This window comes from Dissulfurimicrobium hydrothermale (assembly GCF_022026155.1).
In the GTDB taxonomy this organism is placed as follows: domain Bacteria; phylum Desulfobacterota; class Dissulfuribacteria; order Dissulfuribacterales; family Sh68; genus Dissulfurimicrobium; species Dissulfurimicrobium hydrothermale.
This window is the reverse complement of the sequence record NZ_CP085041.1, coordinates 373,816-393,938: the sequence shown is the minus strand read 5'-3', so window position 1 is coordinate 393,938 and position 20,123 is coordinate 373,816. Positions and strand designations below refer to the sequence as shown.

The following is a 20,123-nucleotide window of genomic DNA, read 5'->3' as shown; positions in this document are numbered from 1 at the left end:
TATGGACGGCATAACCGTCAAGATCAACGGCCAGACGGCGAGGTTCAAGCCAGGGCTTACCATACTTGAGGCAGCAAGAGACATTGGGGTTTTTATCCCGACCCTGTGTTTCCTTGAAGGTTTGGAGGTATCCAGGAGACCTTGCATGATGTGTCTCGTTGATGTGGAAGGGAGGGGCCGAGTTAGGGCGTGCTCGACCCAGATAGAAGACGGTATGATCGTCATCACGCATTCGAAGGAGATCGAAGAGTTAAGGGCCAAGCGTCTTCAGGCCCTTGCTGAGGTGCATTACGGAGACTGTCGGGCCCCGTGTAATCTGACCTGTCCAGGCGGTATAAACGTCCAGGGCTATGTAAATCTGATAGCCCGCGGCGAGTTTGAAGCGGCCCTCAGACTTATAAAAGAAAGAAATCCTCTTCCTGTATCAGTAGGGAGGGTTTGTCCTAGGTTCTGTGAGACCAGATGCCGCAGGGTGCTTATAGATGAGCCCATAGCCATAAATCATCTCAAGCGTTTTGTGGCTGACCATGCCCTTGAACACGGTCTTTATAGAGATGAGACTGGATCGCCTACGGGTCGTAGGGTTGCGATCATAGGCGGAGGGCCGGCTGGCCTTTCCGCTGCTTACTATCTCAGGAAGTATGGGCACGAGACTACCATATTCGAGGCTGAGGAAGGACTCGGCGGGGCCTTGAGGTACTGGTTGCCCGGCTATAAGCTCCCTAAAAGGCCTTTGGATGCAGAGATAAAGGCGATCTTGAACATGGGTGTCCATGTCAAGACAGGGAGGAGATGGGGAGAGGATTTTACCCTGAAGGATCTCCAGGACCAGGGTTTTGAGGCCGTATTCATTGCGGTCGGTCTCAACAAGCAAAGGGCCCTTGATATCCAAGGAAGCGAATTGACCATGGACGGCCTTAGCTTTTTGAGGAATATAAATATCGGCCGTACACCTAAAATAGGCAATAAGGTGCTTGTTATAGGCGGCGGTGACGTGGCTATTGACTCCGCAAGATCTGCGGTAAGACTCGGGGCGGGCGATGTGACTGTCATATATCCGAGGTCGAGAATGGAGCTCACTGCACAACAGCGCGACGTCCAGGAGGCCGAGAAGGAAGGTGTCCAGTTCTTCTTGATGGCCATGCCCCTCAAGATAGTTAGAGAAGACGGTCAGTTGAGGGTGGAGATGGCAAGGACCGTGCTTGACGAACCTGACGAAAGGGGCCTGAGGCATCCCATTCCAATGCCGGGTTCAAGGTTGTTTTGGGAAGGAGATGTCGTGATAGCCGCCCTTGGCCAGGAAGGCGATCCGAACATATCGACTTATGGGGAGCTCGAGTCGCAGCTTAAGCTGAATCAACGCGGTACGATAAAGGCCAATCCGACTACCATGGCTACAGGCGTTGAAGGCGTTTATGCTGGAGGAGATGCGGTAAGCGGGCCGCGTACCGTGATACAGGCCGTAGCCTCAGGACGCAGGGCGGCTGAGGCCATAAACGAGTTTCTATCAGGCGAAAGGGCCCCTGCAGAGACCAGATTTAATTTTTCAAAAGGAAAACGCTTTGAAGATGTGGATATGCACAATTTTGACGGCTATTCCATCAAGCTGAGCGAGACCATGCCGGCCAGGCCTGCCGACCGCAGGAATAGGGACTTTGACGAGGTGGAGCTCGGTTTTACGGAAGAGATGGCCAAGAGAGAGGCTGGGCGATGTCTAAAGTGCGGCTGTCTAGGTCTTTCAAAGTGCGAATATCGTGAGCTCTCTGCATCGTATAAGGTAAATGCAGCTGGTGCGCTTCAAAGACTTAAGACCGGTATAGACGCCTCCCACCCGTTTATTGTAGTCGATGCCGACAAGTGTATTGGCTGTACAAGATGCGAAAGGAGTTGTAAATATGGTGCACTTGAGCTCTCTATCCAGGAAGACGGCGTTACGACCACCTTCCTTGGTGCATCGATCAAGCTGAACGAAAATTGCGTTTCGTGCGGGGCTTGTGTTGATGCATGTCCTACAGGGGCGCTTATAAAAAAGACCTCTGTGGTGCCGCTGATGCCTGATCAAGTCGAGGAGATAAAGAGCGTCTGCACATATTGCGGGACAGGCTGCAGTGTCAGCATTATCAGGAAACACGGGGCCATACTTGAGATAAGGGCCAACAGGGCTGATCCACCCAATTTCGGCGATCTATGTGTAAAAGGCCGATTTGGTTATACGTTTTATCATAATCAAGAACGCGTATCTACCCCCCTGGCGAGGGAGAGCATAGATGAGCCTTTCAGGGAGGTCTCATGGGATGAGGCCGTAACCCTCATAGCCGGACGACTTTCAATGATAAAAGATCGTTCAGGCGCTGACAGTATAGGGCTTATCTCTTCCTCGAGGTGCACGAACGAAGAAAACTATCTCATTCAGAAGTTGGCGCGTGCGGTGATCGGCACGAACAATGTCGATAACTGCGCGCGGGTCTGACACGCCCCGACGGTCAGCGGTCTGCTGGCCACACTTGGAAGCGGGGCTGCGACGACGCCATTTGAGCAGATAATCGGTACGGATCTGCTCTTGATATGTGGCTCCAACACCACAGAGGCCCATCCGATCGTTGGATTGAAGGTGAAGGAGGCGGCGAGGCATGGGACAAGATTGGTCGTGATCGACCCAAGGCGGACAGAGGTGGCGGTCATGGCCGAGGCGCAGACGGGCGGTCTTTTCCTTCAGCTTAGACCTGGTACTAACATACCGCTTCTGAATGGGATGCTCTACGTCATCTTTGAAGAGGGTCTCGAAAATAAGACCTTTATTGAGGGTCGGACTGAGAACATGGATGCCGTCAGGGCCCATGTTGCAGAATATCCACCCGAAAAGGTTGAAGAGATAACCGGCGTCGAGGCAAGACTTATCCGTGAGGCGGCGAGGGCGTATGCTAAGGCGGAAAATGCCTTGATACTGTATGGTCTTGGAGTTGCGGAGCACAAAGGTGGAACCGCAGGGGTAATGGCATTGGCGAATCTCGTGCTAGCGACTGGGCACGTCGGCAGGCCTTTCAACGGGATAAACCCACTTCGAGGCCAGAACAACGTACAGGGCGCCTGCGATATGGGCACCCTGCCTTATTCATATCCGGGGTATTCCCCGACGGATGACCCGAATGCCCTGGCCCATTTCGCCAGCGTCTGGGGGGTGAAGGAACTGCCCTGTACTGATGGACTTCTTGAGCCCCAGATGTATGACGCCGCCTTGTCTGGTTGGCTCAAGGCGATGTATATAGTCGGCTATGATCCGGCCCAGACACAGGCAAATGTCGGCCACGTGCAGAAGGCCTTATCAAGGCTTGATTTTGTAGTTGTGCAGGACCTTTTTTTGACGGAGACGGCCCGTTTTGCCCATATCTTCCTGCCAGCGGCATGTTTTTATGAAAAGGACGGTACATTTACAAGCGGCGAGCGTCGTGTGAGGCTTGTTCATAAGGCGGTCGAGCCTTTCGGCGGGTCAAGGGCCGATTGGGAGATCATCTGCCTTATAGCCAGGGCGATGGGGCACCCGTTTGTTTACAGACATCCTAAGGATATAATGGAGGAGATTGCAAGGGTAGTTCCGCAATATGCAGGGATATCATATGGAAGATTAGAAGGTGAGGGGCAGGTCTGGCCTTGTCCGTCACCTGGGCACCCGGGTACGCCGTTACTTCATGTCGATCGCTTTCCAATAGGTAGGGGGCGCTTTGTGCCTGTATCCTATGTACTTCCAGAGGAGGATGCGGACAAGGACTATCCGTTTGTCCTTATAACAGGAAGAAGGCTTGTGCACTACAATAATGGTTCGATGACCAGGCGCTCCGAGGGCTTCGAGGCCATTTCGGACCGCGAGGTCGTAGAGATCAATCCGGTGGATGCAAGACGTATCGGGGTGAAAGATGGGGCGGATGTATATGTCGTTTCCAGACGCGGCAGGATAAAAGTGAAGGCCGCCGTAACGGATAGGAGCAGGCAGGGTACGGTGTTTCTTTCGTTCCATTTTCAAGAGGCCCTTGTAAACCTCCTGACGAGTCCGGGTCTCGATTTGAAGACCCTGACACCGGAATACAAGGTCTGTGCAGTGAGAATTGAGCCCGTTGCTTGATCTCAGAAGCCGTATGTCTTAAAATAAAACAAGCGCCGTTTTGACGCTTGTTTGGGGATAGTTTCAACTGGTTGCTGTATTTAGACTGATAGAGCGTTATCTGCGCCTCCAGCCGTTCCAGACTGGAAAGCCGTTTGTGTCGCGGAGCGTCAATACATCATCCCCTCTTTTTACCTCTGAGGCAATAATGGTGGGTTTGCCTTCAAATGTCACTCTCGAACCCTTAACCTCGACCTTGTCCTTTGGCGCAATCTTTATGCTCTGATTTTCAATAAACCAACCGGGGCCAAGGTGGACCGGTATCGTTTCCTTGTTGGTTTTGACTATGAGCTGGATGCCGTAAGACATGCCCTTTTGCGGCATAATTTTATCGACCGCCACGACCTCTCCGCTGATAGTCTCAACAGTCTGCGGGTTATACATGCTGGCGTAAGGTGTCCCGGTGGAGCACCAGCCGCCCCCGCCTTTCGGCATCATCATTCCCCGCTGCGCCAGTGCTTGAGTAGCAAAAAATAGACCAAATACCGCCATCACAGCAATTAATGTCACAAATCTTTTCATTTTGTTGCCTCCTTTTTTAAAATTCTGTTTACCCATATAAATTTGGGTAGCAAAAATGAACAGTGCTGTCAAGAAAATAGTTTAAAAAATTATTGTTTATATTTTTGAAGCCGAAGATTCAGTTACAGGATGTCCTTTTTCCGTCAGGATAAACGCCACAAAGAGCGCCGCCGAGACAGCCGCCATGGCCGAACCGAAATAGAAGGTCGCGGATGAAGAGACGTGATCCCAGAGCCAGCCCCCGATGATGCTTGCAGGGAGCGTGGCGAGTCCCACAACGGTATTGTACACGCCGAATGCAGTGGCCTTGAAGTCCTGGGGTATAATGGTTGCAAGGTATGCCTTCTGGATCCCTTCGGTAAGCCCCATGAATATACCGTACAGGGCAAACAGGAGCCAGACCACGCGGGCATCTCCCGTAACTGCAAAGCCGTAATAGACGAACGCAAACAGGATAAGTCCAAGAAGGATTATCCGTTTTTTCCCGAATCTGTCAGCGGCCATACCCGCAGGGATGGCTGAGAAGGCATAGATCAGGTTGAATATTAGATAGACTATCGGGATGAGCGTGGGTTTGATGCCCGCTTGTTGCGCCTTGAGTATCAGGAATGCGTCGCTTGAATTGCCAAAGGCGAATATGACGGCGATTACTATGAAGAGCCTGAATCTCCAGTTGAAATGCCTCAAGGTGAGACAGGGCCTTTCGGCGGCAGGCGTCTTCGCCTTCTTCTTTTCCGTGATAAAAAAGACGATGAGGAGCACCGCTATAACCCCTGGGATTATCGAGATCCAGAAGACAAGCCTGTAATTGTTCTGGAAAAGTCCGAGAATTGAAAAGGCCGCAAGCGGCCCCGCCACTGCGCCCATGGTGTCCATGGAGCGGTGAAGGCTGAATGCCCTGGCAAGATAGGCCGCCTCTGTGGACTCGGCCAGGATTGCATCCCGCGGGGCGGTTCGCACCCCTTTGCCAAGGCGATCTATGAACCTTGAGGCCAGGACCTCATGCCATGATCCAGATATGGCCATGATGGGTCTGCTCAAGACCGCCAGACTATATCCGGTGGCCATAAGCCACTTCCTGCTCCCGATCCTGTCTGAGAGCCATCCGGAGAAGACCTTTAGAATACTTGCTGTGGACTCTGCAATGCCCTCGATGAGACCTATAATCGCCTTGTCCGCGCCAAGGACATTGGCCAGAAACAGGGGCGCAAGCGGATAGACCATCTCTGAACTTGCATCCATGAAGAAACTCACAAGGCCCGTGATGACTACATTTTTATTGAATCCCCTGGTGAATCCAAAGAGCCCCCTTTTTTCTTGCATTTATCCCCTCTTTTATTTCACCACAGTGACGGTGCAGGGCGCATAGGTGGTCACCCTCTTTGACACAGAGCCCATGAGCCAGCCAGAGATGCCAGACCTTCCCCTCTGACCCATAATGAGCATATCGGCCTTCTTTTCACTGGCGCATCTGATGATCTGTTCGGCAGGGTGGCCTACAAGTATGTCTGTTTCTATTTGAATACCCTTTTCTTCTGCCTTTTTCTCAAGCTCCGAGTGAAGTCCCTTATAATGCCTGGTTGCATTGTCGATAACCGCATCCATCTCCACAATTTCACTTAGTTCAGGCGGCTGGGCCACAGAAATGACTGTGACCTCAGGCCCTTCTCCTGCGCCCGGACAGAACCTGGCCAGTTCGAGGGCGAAGTCAAAGGCCTTGTAGGACTGGGGCGAGCCGTCAAATGCGACGATGATTTTTTTAAGCATATCTGCCTCCTTTTGTTTTTAGGGGACCTTTAAAAATCGTCCCTTCAAGTCCCCTTTATTTTTTGTCCACATCTTTTCTCTCAGGCAATAGATAGTGAGGGAGGAAAAAGGCGTTGGCAATGAGCGTCGGGACCACTGCGCTTCCGATCACCGTTGCTATCAAAAGCGAGTACTGCCCTTTAGTAATTATACCATGGGTCAGGCCGAAGAGGGCCGATATGGAGCCGAAGGTCAGACCTGTTGACATGAGAAGGGTGGTGTAAACCGCCTCCTTTTGGGCGTACCTATAGAGCTTCGTGGCTGGATAGACACCTATTATCTTGGTGATCATCTTGCCCATAAAGAGGACGAGGAGGGCAAAGGGCGCGGCGAAAAGGGCCGAGACGGACACGTAAGAGCCTGCCCTTATAAAATAGAAAGGGGTGAGGAGGCCGAAGGTCAGGGTCCTCAGCCTCCTGATAAGCACATGGTCTTTACCGACCGTTCCGGCAAGCACCATGCCCACGAGATATGCCGGCAGGACCGCCTCGCTTCCAGACCAGGCAGCCAGGGAGCCGAGGCCGAAGAGGACAAGAAGCAGAAATTTGGCCTCAAGCTCAGACGGGCGGTCGCCGTATTTTTTGAAAAATCTCGGGGTAAGATAGGGGAGGATGATAAATACCGCGATGCCGGATACAATAAAGATAACTGTTTTGATGGTAAATGGCGCAAAGATCATGCCGAGCGCAACGACCGTCCCGAGGTCATTCACAAAACATGCGGCCAGAACGGCCTTTCCAAATTCAGTCTTATTAAATCCAAGTTCAAGCATGACCGCATAGACGACCGCGACAGAGGTGGTTGAAAGCGCGACCCCCGCAAGCCAGCTTGCCTGGCTCGACCAGCCAAGGAGATAATAGGCCAGGGCTGCGCACCCCAAAAAGGGCGCAAAGAAGGCGATGATGCCGATGACCGTGGCCTCTTTCCACTTGATTTTGAAGACATCCGGATCAAGCTCCGCCCCTGCCAGAAATGTGAGCACTATGGCCCCTGCGCCTGACAAAAACACGATCCACGGCTCACCAGCACCCAAAGACCGCCCGATAAAGGCGCCGATCAAGAGCTGCGCCACCGTACCCACCACAATTTCGGAAAGGGCGGTGGCGATACGAAACCAGATGGAAAGAAGGGTGGCGATCAAGGCAAGACCCAACCATAGCGCCGCTATACCCCAGACCTCATGCATGAGCCTTCTCCTTTCGGATAGGTATAAAAAAACTCCTATCCTTAAAAAATTTGAATTTTAAGGATAGGAGTCATTAGCCTCTGCTTATGAAATCAGGTGCGGTTAACGGCGAACCCCATCGCCTGTATGAATTTTATTCTATCAATAATGATGCTGAAAAGCAAGCGGTTAGCAACATATTTCTGTCAGCAATATATTCCTTGACATATCACTTTATAATCCTTAATATTGCGTTCAAAGTAAGGCGGGCGTAGCTCAGTTGGTAGAGTACAAGCTTCCCAAGCTTGGGGTCGCGGGTTCGAGGCCCGTCGCCCGCTCCATCCCTTTTTGAGGTTTGCGCAACTGGCTGCCGCAAGGCAGCCGCGGCCTTACTTCAATTAGTGGAGTTTATGTGGATTTGTCCTTTTTGGGGATGATTTTAAAATATCATAAACCCTACTTATTGAAGCGGGCTTTAGGCCCGTTTTTTATTTATGGCAAAAGAAAAAAAGACGGAAGACGTAGTGAGGGCGCTTCTTGAGCCGGTCATTGCATCGTATGGAATGGAGCTTGTGGATGTGCATTGCGGCCGTGATCCTCGCGGAATGGTCTTAAGGCTTGTCTTGGACAAGGCAGGGGGTGTCGACATAGACGATTGCGCCGAGATCAGCCGTCTGGCCGGGGATATACTTGATGTGCACGACCCTATTGAAGGTCCGTACACACTTGAGGTCTCTTCGCCTGGGATAAACAGGCCGCTTAAAAAGATGGAGGACTTTGAGAGATTCAGGGGTCAAAATGTATTTATTGAGACCAGTGAACTCATAAACGGGCGTAGGCGTTTCAGGGGCCTTTTGGAGGGTGTGAGCAATGGGATTGTGGCGGTGTTTGCGGACAAGATTGCCTTTGAGATCCCATTTGAGAAGATATCAAAGGCCAGGCTTGATATTATTTAAACGCTAAAGGACACTAAATCATGTCTTCAGAGCTTAAAAAGATTATAGATCAGGTAAGTAAGGAAAAGGGTCTGGACCGGGAAATCCTGATATCCGCCCTTGAAGAGGCCATAAAATCTGCGATCAAGAGGCGTTACGGTGCCGATCTTGAGCTAGAGGTCAATTACAATCCCGAGCTTGGAGAGATTGAGGTCTTTCAATACAGGGTCGTGGTGGAAAATGCATCCAACAAAGACATCGAAATATCGCTTGAGGAGGCGAGGGAGCTCGACCCCGAGAGCCAATTGGGAGATAGCATCGGCGTAAAGATGGATGTGTCCTCTCTTGGCAGGATTGCCGCTCAGTCTGCCAGGCAGGTGATAATGCAGAAGATGAAGACGGCTGAAAAGGATCTGATCTACGAAGAGTTCAAGGACAGGGTCGGCGATATAGTAAACGGTACGATTCAGAGGTTTGAGCGTGGCAATGCCATTGTAAACCTTGGGCGTACCGAGGCAGTCTTGCCAGTGTCAGAACAGATACCTACAGAAAATTATCGACGCGGTGACAGGGTGAGGGCATATATTCTCGAGGTCAAGAGGGATGCAAAAGACTCGCAGGTTGTGCTCTCCAGGACCCATCCCGATTTTCTTGTAAAGCTCTTTAGCCTTGAGGTGCCCGAGATCGCCGATGGCACCGTAAAGATCATGGGTGTCGCCAGGGAGCCAGGCAGCAGGGCCAAGATCGCCGTGAGTTCCAGTGCATCTGATGTCGACCCTGTGGGGGCATGTGTGGGTATGAGAGGTTCGCGGGTGCAGGCGGTTGTGCAGGAACTCAGGGGCGAAAAGATAGATATCGTCCCATGGAGCCCTGATCCGGCCAGATATCTGTATAATGCCCTCGCCCCGGCCGAGTGTTCCAAGGTCATAGTTGACGAAAACAACCATAGCCTTGAGGCTATTGTCCCTGACGATCAGCTGTCGTTGGCCATAGGACGTCAGGGGCAAAACGTGCGTCTTGCTGCAAAGCTTATGGGTTGGAAGATAGATGTCAAGAGCGAGCTTCGCTATGCACACCTTGAAGACCCGGCATATCTTGAATTGTTGAAGGTGCCTGGTATGACGGAGGCTATAGCTGACAAGATATATGAGCAGGGCATAAAGACGCCTGAACAGCTGGCTGGCATGGATCCGGTTGAATTGGCCCGTGGGGCGCGCATCAAAAGAGAGGCGGCCGCTTCGCTGATCAAAGAGGCGGCGAAGATGCCTCTGGCGGCACAGGGTGAGGGTCAGGCCGCTGCAGGTGATGAGCCGGCGGCCTAATGGAAGAGTTAGAGGGTAAAGATGGCAAAGATAAGAGTCCACGAACTGGCTAAGGAGCTTGGCATAGCCAACAAAGAGATGGAGTTGAGGCTCAAAGAGCTAGGCTACAGGATCAAAAGCTACATGAGTACCCTTGAGGACTATGAGGCCCAGGAGATCAGGCGGAAGATCTTGGCCGAAAAAGAAGGGGTTGCAGCCTTTCAAAAAAAGGAATCCACCCCTGTGGTCAGGCGCAGACATGCAGTGATCCGCATAAAAAAATTAGTCCCATCCGGTCTTTCCGAAGAGTCAACCAAGACGGAAGAAGGTCCTGCCCAGGTTCAGGCCCAGGAGGTTTCTGTTTCTGAAGAGATGCACGGTGAGGTTGAGTCTGGATCGGCTTTGGTAGAGGCTGCTTCCGGTGCGGCTCAGGCTGGCGGCGAGCCGATTGTCAGGGAAGGCGAGCATGAAGATGTCGGACTGGTTGAGCAACCTGAAGGCGGTCGAATAGAGGCTGGGAAAAGAGAGGATGAAAGGCCGGCAGGGCCGAAGAGTTTTGTAAAGATACTTGATAGACCCAAGGTCGTGATCACCAAGCCAGCCCAACGCCAGGCGCCGCCGAGGCAGGCTCAGCAAAGGCCTCTTGGCCCGAGGCCGTCAAAGGAGCAATTGGCCGAAAGGTCTGGTGGACCTCTGAAAATAGGTCCTCAAGTTGAGGTACCACCTGTCATTATCCCGCCTGTCGAAAAGGCTGCAAAAAAGAAACAGCTGAAACGCGTCGTGCAGATGTCGGAGATGGAAGAAACCGCAAAGAGGCGCAAGGCGCAGCCGAAAAAACAAGAGAAACCGAAGCCCATCACAAAGCTCCTGGTTGAAGAATTGGGTCTTATTGAGGCTCCCATACAGGCTGAGCCTGAGATGTTGCCGTCTATTCCAAAACCCTCGGCCCCTTTGAAGAAAAAGGCCTCCAAGGCCAAAAAGTCTGGTGAGGCCGCTGCGCCGTCCCCTCTAAGGCCAGGTAAGCGAAAGCTGGTCATATATGAGACCATCCAGGTCGGAGAGCTTGCCAAGCGCATGGGGATCAAGGTCGGTGATGTAATTGCAAGGCTCATACGTTTGGGTGTCATGGTTACTGCAAACCAGGCCATTGATTATGAGACGGCCATGCTGGTCGCGGCTGATTTTGATTATGAGGTCGAAAAAAAAGCCGTTGCCGAAGACATGATCCAGATGGAAGAGGCCCAGATCGGCGGCGGAGATCTGAGATTGCGCCCGCCGGTCGTGACCGTCATGGGTCATGTGGATCACGGAAAGACCTCACTTTTAGATGCGATACGCCATGCAGATGTCGCCTCAGGAGAGGCTGGCGGGATCACGCAGCACATAGGCGCATATCACGTTACGCTGCCTTCCGGCCATGAAGTGGTATTTCTCGATACGCCTGGCCATGAGGCGTTTACCGCCATGCGCGCAAGGGGTGCTAAGGTCACTGATATCGTAATACTTGTTGTGGCAGCGGACGACGGTGTAATGGCCCAGACGAAGGAGGCGATAGATCATGCCAAGGCGGCCGGGGTGCCTATTATAGTTGCCGTGAACAAGATCGACAAGCCAGGCGCTAACCCTGACAAGGTAAAGAGTGAGCTTGCTGAGCTGGGTCTTGTGCCGGAGGAATGGGGTGGAGACACCATATTTGTAAACATCTCGGCCAAGAAAAAGATCGGCATAGAAGAACTCCTTGAGATGCTTGCATTGCAGTCAGAAGTACTTGAGCTTAAGGCTGATCCGAAGAGGCCGGCCAAGGGGCATGTAATCGAGGCCAAGCTTGATAAGGGCCGCGGTCCTGTGGCGACGCTCCTTATATCCGACGGTACCCTTCATGTGGGTGACGCCATAGTGTGTTCGCTATATTACGGCAAGGTAAGGGCCATGATAAACGACAAAGGCGGGCAGATAGAATCGGCCGGTCCATCAATGCCTGTTGAGATTCAAGGTCTCTCCGGCGTGCCGGAGGCAGGCAATGAATTTATAGTCTTGCCGGACGAGAAAAAGGCAAGGGAGGTGGCCGAATACCGCCAGAGAAAGGCCAGGGAGGCTGAATTCGCTAAGGTGAGAAAGATGAGCCTCGAGAGTGTGTTTGATAGGCTTAAAGAAGATGAGATCAAAGAGCTCAATATAGTCCTGAAGGTGGATGTTCAGGGTTCGCTGGAGGCCCTTGCCAATGCGCTTCGCAAGCTTAGTACAAATGAGATAAAGGTAAATGTAGTCGGAAGCGGCATCGGCGCTGTTACCGAATCAGACGTTCTGCTTGCCTCGGCTTCGAATGCCATCATAATCGGTTTTAATGTGAGACCGAGCCCGCAGGCAAGGGCCCTGGCAGAGCAAGAGAGGGTCGATATCCGTTTTTATGATGTCATATACAATGCCATCGAAGAGGTAAAAAGTGCAATGACGGGCCTTTTGGAGCCCGTATATGAAGAAAAGATTACAGGGAGGGCTGAGGTGCGCCAGGCGTTTCATATCCCAAAGGTTGGGGTCGTTGCAGGCTGTTATGTGCTCGAGGGCATTATGCAGAGGAATTCTAAGGCGCGGCTGCTCAGAGACAATGTGGTAGTATATACAGGCAAGATTATATCCCTGCGTCGCTTTAAAGAAGACGTAAGAGAGGTGCATGCGGGTTACGAATGCGGTGTAGGTCTTGAAAAGTTCAACGACATCAAGGCCGGTGACATAATAGAAACCTATAAGCTGGAAGAGAAGGCTGCGGTCTTGGGCGATGTCGTTTCAGAGGGGGATGCTCTGCAATAAATCCCTCTTTCCTCCATTAATCCCCTCGAGTGGAAAGAGCGGAACTTGGATGCGAAATGGTTGATGCAGATACAGCATATACAATGGTTGTAGGCGTGGTAAGACTCAGTGTGAGGTTGCCTGATAATCATTCGCTTAAAGGCAAGAGGCAGGTGATAAGTAGTCTGATAGGTCGCATCAGGAGTAGGTTTAATGTGGCGGTCTCTGAGACGGCCTATCATGACCTCTGGCAGCTGGCTGAGATTGGGATAACCACCATAGGCAACCGCCAGCCAGTAATAGACGCGGCATTGAACAAGATATTGGATTTTATAGAAGGTATCCGTCTTGTAGAGGTGATCGAGACGGATATAGAGATAATACATTTTAACAGACAAGGTCTTTAAGTATGCCTCACAGGTTTTCACGTTCGAAGCGGGTTGCTGATCAGATCAAGAGGGATCTGGCTGCCATGTTTATGGGTGAGATCAAAGACCCGAGGATAGCTGCCGTTATGGCTGTTATGCATGTGGATGTGAGTGAAGACCTGCGTTACGCAAAGGTGTTTGTGTCGGTCATGGGCGGCCCCAAGGAACAGTCCGAGGTCCTGGCTGGTCTTAGGAGCGCCGGGGGTTTTATCAGGTCTGCCCTTGCCTCTCGAATTGACATAAGGCGTGTGCCCGAACTTCAGTTTTTGATCGATCACAGCCTTGAAGATAGGGCCAGAATAGAGATGTTGATCAACAGGGCCAAGGAAAGAGAGAAGGCCTAAAAAGGATGTTGTTTGCGAAAATGATTGAAGCCTTTCGCAGTTGTCTCAAGCTAGACGAAGCGGCCATCAAGAAGGTCGCGGAAGTACTCAATTCGTCGGATTCCTTTGTCGTTACATGTCACGTGAGGCCTGACGGAGACGCCGTCGGTTCGATCTTGGGCCTTGGGCTTGCACTTAAAGATGCCGGGAGGGGCGCTGTGATCTATACCGAGGAGCCTATCCCTGAGCGTCTCGCCTTTCTGCCCGGTTCGGAGTTTGTCGTAAGCGGTGCGGCGCCGATGCCGGAAAGATTCATCCTTGTCGTACTTGATTGCAACGAGCCGGTGAGGATTGGTGCGCGTTTTGCGGAGTTGGTTGAGAAGGCCTCGGGGGTGGTAGTCCTCGATCACCATCTAGCCAAGATCCTTGATAGTTGGGGTGGAAAGATCTCGGTCTCATATATAGAACCCGGTGTCTTTGCGACTGGCGCCATTGTTTACCTGGTGATTGAGGAGCTTGGTTGGCCTATATCAGACACTGTCGCCTCGAATATATATGCGGCCATACTATCTGATACTGGTTGTTTTTGTCACAGCAATACAAACGAGGCGGCGTTTTTGATGGCTGCCAAGATGGTTGGCCATGGGGCGGATCCGTATGCGATAGCAAATGGCCTTTATCAAAATTATTCTGTAGCCAGACAACGGCTCCTAGCCCTTGCATTGAAGACTTTGGAGCTGAAGGGGCGCGACAGGATAGGTCTTATGCAGGTTACGCCGGATATGTTTAAGATATGTGGTGCAAGTGAATCCGACACCGACGATTTTGTAGGTTATGTCCGTGCACTTCGCTCTGTAGAGGTAGCTGTATTTATAAAAGAGGTACATGAAGGTCAGACCTATGTCAGCTTAAGGTCCAAATCTTTCTATAATGTGTCCGAGCTTGCGCAGGAGTTTGGGGGTGGAGGTCATGTCAGGGCCGCTGGCTTCCGGATGGCGGCTTCGGCCTCTGAGGTGAGAGGGCTGTTGCTGAACAGGCTCATTCAGGATTTTGATGCGCTTGGTGGTACCGATGTCGGTGATTGATGGGGTGGTTGTAATAGACAAGCCTGCAGGGATGACCTCGTTCAGGGTCGTGAATGCGGTTCGCAGGCGCCTTTCTGTGAAAAAGGCCGGGCATACAGGTTCCCTTGATCCTATGGCCACAGGGGTGTTGCCCATATGTCTTGGAAGGGCTACCAAGCTCGCTGGCCTTATTATGGAGGGTCGAAAGGTCTATGAAGGAAGGATCCGCCTCGGTATAAGCACGGATACCTATGATGCGGATGGCAAGGTCACGGCCATACATCCTGTACCCGATCTCGATCCTGAGGTGATCATAAAAGCGGTGCAGAGGTTTACAGGGCGCCTGCTCCAGATGCCACCGCCCTTTTCCGCGGTCAAGCACAACGGACAACCACTGTACAAACTTGCCCGTAAGGGGATTTTTGTAGAGAAGGCACCCCGCACTATCGAGGTCTTTTCCTTTGAATTGCCGGAGATCACCCTTCCTGATATAAACTTCAGAATCTGTTGTACGAAGGGGACATATATAAGATCTATAGCGCATGAACTGGGTGAATATCTGGGGACGGGAGGTCATCTTGCCGCCCTTAGAAGGGTGCAGAGCGGTCTGTTCGGCATTGAGCAGGCCGTAGATCTGGGCAGGTTTGATGAGATAGTGTCAGCGGGCAGGCTTTCCGAGATTATAACGCCTATAGATGTAGTGTGCGTAAAGGCAGAGACGATCTAGTTGCAGGGCCTTGCCTTTCGGCAGAAGGATTCGATTGGACTTAACTATTTTTATAAATTTAATAAATAAGGAGGAAACAGACGGTGGTTCTCACGCCAGAACTTAAAAAGGATTTGATAGAGAAATATAAGCTCCATATGACCGATACCGGTTCGCCGGAGGTTCAGATCGCCCTTTTGAGCGCAAGGATAGGGTATCTAACAGAACATTTTAAGGGGCACCAAAAAGACCACAGTTCAAGACAAGGGCTTTTAAGGTTAGTCAGCCGCAGGAGACGCCTGCTTGATTATCTCAAGAACAAAGACATCGAAAGATACAGAAATATCATAAGGGAGCTCAATATCAGGAAGTAAGATAAAGGATGTGAATAGATGAACAAGGTGGAAACACAGATAAACGGCATGACCTTTAGCCTCGAGACCGGTCGCCTGGCAAGACAGGCAAGCGGATCGGTACTGGCAAGTGTTGGGGAGACTGTGGTCCTGGTGACGGTCGTAAGCTCGCCGGATATAAAGGAGGGGGTAGATTTTTTACCGCTCCTTGTGGATTATCAGGAGATGTTCTATGCCGCTGGTCGTATCCCTGGGGGCTATTTCCGGAGGGAGGTCGGTAGGCCAAGCGAGAAGGAGACGCTGACTTCAAGGCTCATAGACAGACCCCTCAGGCCCAGGTTCCCCAAGGGGTATCGTTATGACACCCAGATTATCGCTACGGTCTTGTCTGCCGATCCTGAGGTTGATCCGGATGTTATCGCCATAACCGGCGCTTCGGCTGCACTCTGTGTCTCTGATGTGCCATTCGACGGCCCGATAGCGGGGGTCAGGGTGGGCAGGGTGAATGGTTCTTTTGTGGTCAACCCAACCAAGACCCAGCTTGCCGCCTCTGACCTTAATCTTATAGTGGCTGGCTCAAAAGATGCAGTTGTCATGGTCGAAGGCGGTGCCAATATACTGCCGGAACAAGTCGTCTTGGACGCCATTTTTTTTGGCCATGCGGCACTCCAGCCCCTTATTGAACAACAGGAAGAACTGATGCGGCTTGCAGGAAGACCGAAGAGGGCTATTACATCGGTGGATATAGACCCGCTTCTTGCGAAGAGGGTGCGCGAGCTTGCCACAGACGGCCTCAGGGCTGCCCTCTCCAAGGTGGCCAAGGTCGAGAGATCCGAGGCCGTCAGGGGCGTAGTGAAGGCTGCCTTGGAAGCGGTGACTATGGAGCGGCCGGGTAGTGAGCAGGAGGCGTCCGAGGTATTGAAAGAGCTTGAAAAGGAGATCATGAGGGGAATGATTGTGGATGGAAGGCGTCGCATAGACGGCAGGGCCTTTGATGAGGTCCGTCCCATAACATGTTCTGTAGGAGACTTGCCAAGGACGCACGGCTCAGCCGTCTTTACCAGGGGCGAGACCCAGGCGCTCGTGGTGGCGACATTGGGCAGTTCCGAAGATGAGCAGCGAATAGAGTCGCTGGGCGGCGAGATACTCAAAAACTTCATGCTCCACTACAACTTCCCGCCATACTGCGTTGGAGAGGTTAGGCCGCTGAGAGGCCCTGCAAGGCGCGACATAGGTCATGGGGCATTGGCGGAACGCGGGCTTTTGAGCGTAATGCCTTCGCCTGACGTTTTTCCTTATACCATCCGTGTGGTTTCAAACGTGTTGGAGTCTAACGGCTCCTCATCTATGGCCACCGTCTGCGGCGCCACTCTGGCTATGATGGATGCAGGCATACCGATAAAGGAAATGGTGGCCGGTGTGGCCATGGGTCTTATAAAAGAAGGGGATGACTTCATAATCCTTTCCGATATACTTGGTGATGAAGACCATCTCGGCGACATGGACTTTAAAGTGGTTGGTACAAAAGACGGGGTTACAGCCCTTCAGATGGACATCAAGATATCTGGGATCACCAAAGAGGTGCTCGAAAAGGCGCTGGATCAGGCCAAGGAGTCAAGGGGTTTTATACTCGGTGAGATGAGAAAGGTGATGGACAGACCGAGGGAGGAGCTCTGTTTTTATGCACCCAGAATAACCACTTTGCAGATCAATCCTGACAGGATTAAAGATCTGATAGGGCCCGGCGGGAAGAATATCAGGGGGATCACATCTGCCTGCGGGGTCAAGATAGACGTGGATGACTCCGGCCGCGTAAACATATTCGCTTCGTCCGGGGATGCGGCCGAGAAGGCTGTAAGCATGATAAAAGGACTTACTAGAGAGGCTGAGGTGGGCGAGATTTACGAGGGTACGGTCAAAAAGATCGTAGAATTTGGGGCATTTGTAGAGATATTCCCTGGCACCGATGGGTTGCTTCATATTTCACAGATAGAAAACAGGCGGATAAATGATGTCCACGAGGTGTTGAATGAAGGCGACAGGGTCCTTGTAAAGGTGCTTGAAATCGACAAGCAGGGCAAGATAAGACTCAGCCGCAAGGCCGTTTTAAACAATGGGCAAGAGAGGGCCGGCGCGATTAAGTAATGGAAGGCGTATATTCAAAATCAGTCCTTCAAAACGGGGTGAGGGTCATTACGGAGAAGATACCCGATGTCCGTTCCGTATCTGTGGGGATATGGGTAGCTGCTGGATCGAGGGACGAGGACCGAGATGAGGCTGGGATATCGCATTTTATCGAACATATGGTTTTCAAGGGGACTGAGCGGTATTCTTCTCTTGATATCGCGAAGATATTCGATCAGATGGGCGGCATATCTAATGCTTTTACCTCAAAAGAGATCACCTGTTTTCATGTTAAGGTCCTGAAGAACCACATGGATAAGGCCGTCGGCCTCCTGTCCGATATGTTTCTTCATTCGGTCTTTGATCCTGTTGAGATAGAAAAGGAGTGTCAGGTGGTACTCCAGGAGATTGGCATGGTTGAAGACTCGCCGGATGACCTGATCCACGACCTGTTTTGTGAGGCCTATTGGCCTGATCACGGTCTCGGTCGCTCGATCCTTGGGACCAGGGAGACGGTTTCGGCGTTTGATTCCGATTCCATAAGGCGGTATATGAGCAAGGTATACAAGGGGTCAAAGGTCATTGTGGCCGCTGCAGGGGATGTGGACCATGAGGCTTTTCGCGATAGGATAAACGGGCTCTTTGACGTTCTTGCCGATGGAAACGGCGTTGTCGCCAGATCGGCCCCACTCCCGAAGGCCGGTATCCGTTTTGTCAGGAAGGAATTGGAGCAGGCGCATATACTTTTCGGCTTCAAAGGGCCATCTGTTACAGATAAGTGGCGTTTTACCGCGATGCTTTTTAATGTAATACCAGGCGGCTCAATGGGCTCAAGGCTATTTCAGGAGGTGAGAGAGAAGAGAGGGCTTGCATATTCGGTCTATTCCTTTCTCTCGTCATATGAAGATGCAGGCCTTCTTGGTACCTATGCAGCTGTGGCCCCTGACAATGTCTCGGCGGTGGCTGAGATTATACGTGGCGAGATAATGAAATTGGCCACGTGTCCTTTGTTGATTGAGGAATTGGATGCAGCCAGGGATCATCTGAAGAGTGAATTGCTCCTTTTGTCGGAGAGTACAGACGTAAGGATGGCCAGGCTTGCAAAAAATGAGATAGCATATGGAAGGCAGGTGTCTTACGATGAGGTGGTGGACAATATAGAGGCGGTTTCCAGTGAAGACATAATTGCCTTTGCGGATGCATGCCTCAGCGGCGATGCCTCGTTGGTCTGTCTTGGTCCTGTTTCAGACGCGGAGGTCCATAGATGCGCCGGGTTGATCTAGGGAAGCGATTGTATATTGACTGTAAGACTAAATCGCACTAAAAGGTCTCCATGTTTTCAGAGAAAATTTACGATCCGCCCCCTCTTTCCATAGGTAATTTGGTAGCCCCTTTGCCCATAATTCAAGGGGGGATGGGCATAGGTATCTCAATGTCGGGCCTTGCCTCTGCAGTTGCGCGGGCAGGCGGCATAGGGGTCATTGCGGCGGTCATGATAGGCATTACTGAGCTGGATTTCCACAATGACCAGAAGGGCAGCACGTTCCGCGCCCTTGAGAAACAGATCAAGGCGGCGAAAGAGGCTGCACCCGGCGGGATTATAGGCGTAAACATCATGGTGGCCTTACAGGACTACGATGAGCTGGCAAGGATCGCCGCCGTTTCAGGGGCCGATCTGATAATAAGCGGCGCTGGTCTCCCTTTAAGACTCCCAGGCCTAATTCCAGATGGCTGCGATATAAAGTTGGTCCCCATCGTCTCTTCAGGGCGTGCGGCTCAGATCATTTGTCGCAGATGGAACGAACACTTCAGGCGTCTGCCGGATGCCATAGTTGTAGAGGGTCCGATGGCCGGGGGACACCTGGGTTTTAAGCGTGAAGAGCTGGATGACCCTAAAAATGCGATTGAGACATTGACCCTTGAGGTCATAGAGGCTGTCAGGCCGTTTGAGGTCATGGCAGGCCGCAGGATACCGGTTATTGCAGCAGGCGGCATATATACCGGTGAAGACATCTATAAATTTATAAAAATGGGTGCAGCCGGTGTCCAGATGGGTACCAGATTTGTGGCTACCTACGAGTGCGATGCCTCTGACAGGTTTAAACAGGCCTATATCCAGGCCAAAAAAGAAGATATCGAGATCATAGTCAGCCCGGTGGGGCTTCCTGGGCGGGCATTAAGGAGTCCGTTTATTGAAAAGGCAAAGAGAGGCGAAAAAAGGCCCCGTATCTGCGTCAACAAGTGCATCAAGACCTGCAATTTTAAAGAGACACCCTATTGCATAAGTATGGCCCTTATAAACGCCCAGAGGGGCAATTTGGATGCGGGTTTTGTCTTCTGTGGCGCCAATGTATGGCGTGTGGACAAGATTGTCTCCGTTCAGGAACTCATGGATGAACTTGTAGAGGGTTATCGGGCTGCCGCCCGACTGTCAAACCGTTGAAAAACGCCCG

The 20,123-nt window shown here is 51.7% G+C and carries 16 protein-coding genes, 1 tRNA gene, 1 pseudogene and 1 riboswitch; of the genes and pseudogenes, 14 read left to right on the top strand and 4 right to left on the bottom strand.

What is annotated here, in order from left to right; translation table 11 throughout:
* Window position 1: 1 nt before the first annotated feature.
* Window positions 2-1,414 (top strand): annotated as a pseudogene (locus LGS26_RS01900) (FAD-dependent oxidoreductase); the annotation flags it as partial.
* Complete coding sequence (fdhF, locus tag LGS26_RS01895) at window positions 1,391-4,117, top strand: formate dehydrogenase subunit alpha (RefSeq protein WP_330873339.1); 2,727 nt, start codon at window positions 1,391-1,393, stop codon at window positions 4,115-4,117. The pseudogene LGS26_RS01900 and the gene fdhF, both read left to right, overlap by 24 nt.
* Window positions 4,118-4,213: 96 nt before the next feature.
* On the opposite strand, the gene LGS26_RS01890 is transcribed toward fdhF, so the two are convergent.
* The 4 genes from LGS26_RS01890 to LGS26_RS01875 form a co-directional block, all read right to left on the bottom strand.
* A complete protein-coding gene (locus LGS26_RS01890) occupies window positions 4,214-4,678 on the bottom strand; it encodes a ubiquitin family protein (protein ID WP_237888978.1) in 465 nt (154 codons plus the stop codon).
* A gap of 96 nt (window positions 4,679-4,774) precedes the next feature.
* On the bottom strand, window positions 4,775-6,001 hold the full coding sequence (locus LGS26_RS01885) for an MFS transporter (RefSeq protein ID WP_237888977.1): 1,227 nt from the start codon (window positions 5,999-6,001) through the stop codon (window positions 4,775-4,777).
* Between the two features lie 12 nt (window positions 6,002-6,013).
* Window positions 6,014-6,445, bottom strand: a complete 432-nt coding sequence (locus tag LGS26_RS01880; RefSeq protein WP_237888976.1) for a universal stress protein — start codon at window positions 6,443-6,445, stop codon at window positions 6,014-6,016.
* A gap of 55 nt (window positions 6,446-6,500) precedes the next feature.
* Window positions 6,501-7,670 (bottom strand): cation:proton antiporter, encoded by a 1,170-nt coding sequence (locus tag LGS26_RS01875; RefSeq protein ID WP_237888975.1) that lies wholly within the window; start codon window positions 7,668-7,670, stop codon window positions 6,501-6,503.
* A 57-nt stretch (window positions 7,671-7,727) separates the two neighbouring features.
* Window positions 7,728-7,802: riboswitch (Fluoride riboswitch) on the bottom strand.
* A 112-nt stretch (window positions 7,803-7,914) separates the two neighbouring features.
* On the opposite strand from LGS26_RS01875, the gene LGS26_RS01870 reads away from it, so the two are divergent.
* The 12 genes from LGS26_RS01870 to LGS26_RS01815 all read left to right on the top strand — a co-directional run bounded on the left by LGS26_RS01870 (window position 7,915) and on the right by LGS26_RS01815 (window position 20,113).
* A tRNA-Gly gene (locus LGS26_RS01870) sits at window positions 7,915-7,990 on the top strand.
* A 153-nt stretch (window positions 7,991-8,143) separates the two neighbouring features.
* Window positions 8,144-8,605, top strand: a complete 462-nt coding sequence (locus LGS26_RS01865; protein ID WP_237888974.1) for a ribosome maturation factor RimP — start codon at window positions 8,144-8,146, stop codon at window positions 8,603-8,605.
* A gap of 20 nt (window positions 8,606-8,625) precedes the next feature.
* Window positions 8,626-9,906, top strand: a complete 1,281-nt coding sequence (gene nusA, locus LGS26_RS01860; RefSeq protein WP_237888973.1) for a transcription termination factor NusA — start codon at window positions 8,626-8,628, stop codon at window positions 9,904-9,906.
* A 21-nt stretch (window positions 9,907-9,927) separates the two neighbouring features.
* Window positions 9,928-12,693 carry a translation initiation factor IF-2 gene (gene infB, locus LGS26_RS01855; RefSeq protein ID WP_237888972.1) on the top strand — a complete coding sequence of 922 codons (2,766 nt, stop codon included), beginning with the start codon at window positions 9,928-9,930 and terminating at the stop codon, window positions 12,691-12,693.
* A 56-nt stretch (window positions 12,694-12,749) separates the two neighbouring features.
* Complete coding sequence (locus LGS26_RS01850; RefSeq protein WP_237888971.1) at window positions 12,750-13,079, top strand: DUF503 domain-containing protein; 330 nt, start codon at window positions 12,750-12,752, stop codon at window positions 13,077-13,079.
* A gap of 2 nt (window positions 13,080-13,081) precedes the next feature.
* A complete protein-coding gene (gene rbfA, locus LGS26_RS01845) occupies window positions 13,082-13,444 on the top strand; it encodes a 30S ribosome-binding factor RbfA (RefSeq protein WP_237888970.1) in 363 nt (120 codons plus the stop codon).
* Between the two features lie 20 nt (window positions 13,445-13,464).
* Window positions 13,465-14,508, top strand: coding sequence for a DHH family phosphoesterase (locus tag LGS26_RS01840; RefSeq protein ID WP_237888969.1), 1,044 nt, complete (start codon window positions 13,465-13,467; stop codon window positions 14,506-14,508).
* The gene (truB, locus tag LGS26_RS01835; RefSeq protein ID WP_237888968.1) at window positions 14,495-15,214 is read left to right on the top strand and encodes a tRNA pseudouridine(55) synthase TruB; all 720 of its coding nucleotides are present in this window, start codon (window positions 14,495-14,497) and stop codon (window positions 15,212-15,214) included. Before LGS26_RS01840 ends, truB begins: the two co-directional genes overlap by 14 nt.
* An 83-nt stretch (window positions 15,215-15,297) precedes the next feature.
* Window positions 15,298-15,567 (top strand): 30S ribosomal protein S15, encoded by a 270-nt coding sequence (rpsO, locus tag LGS26_RS01830; protein WP_237888967.1) that lies wholly within the window; start codon window positions 15,298-15,300, stop codon window positions 15,565-15,567.
* A gap of 18 nt (window positions 15,568-15,585) precedes the next feature.
* Window positions 15,586-17,691, top strand: a complete 2,106-nt coding sequence (gene pnp / locus LGS26_RS01825) for a polyribonucleotide nucleotidyltransferase (protein ID WP_237888966.1) — start codon at window positions 15,586-15,588, stop codon at window positions 17,689-17,691.
* Window positions 17,691-18,953: a M16 family metallopeptidase gene (locus tag LGS26_RS01820; protein WP_237888965.1), complete on the top strand. Its 1,263-nt coding sequence runs from the start codon at window positions 17,691-17,693 to the stop codon at window positions 18,951-18,953. The genes pnp and LGS26_RS01820 overlap by 1 nt, the downstream gene beginning before the upstream one ends.
* A gap of 50 nt (window positions 18,954-19,003) precedes the next feature.
* Complete coding sequence (locus LGS26_RS01815) at window positions 19,004-20,113, top strand: NAD(P)H-dependent flavin oxidoreductase (protein ID WP_237888964.1); 1,110 nt, start codon at window positions 19,004-19,006, stop codon at window positions 20,111-20,113.
* Window positions 20,114-20,123 lie beyond the last annotated feature (10 nt).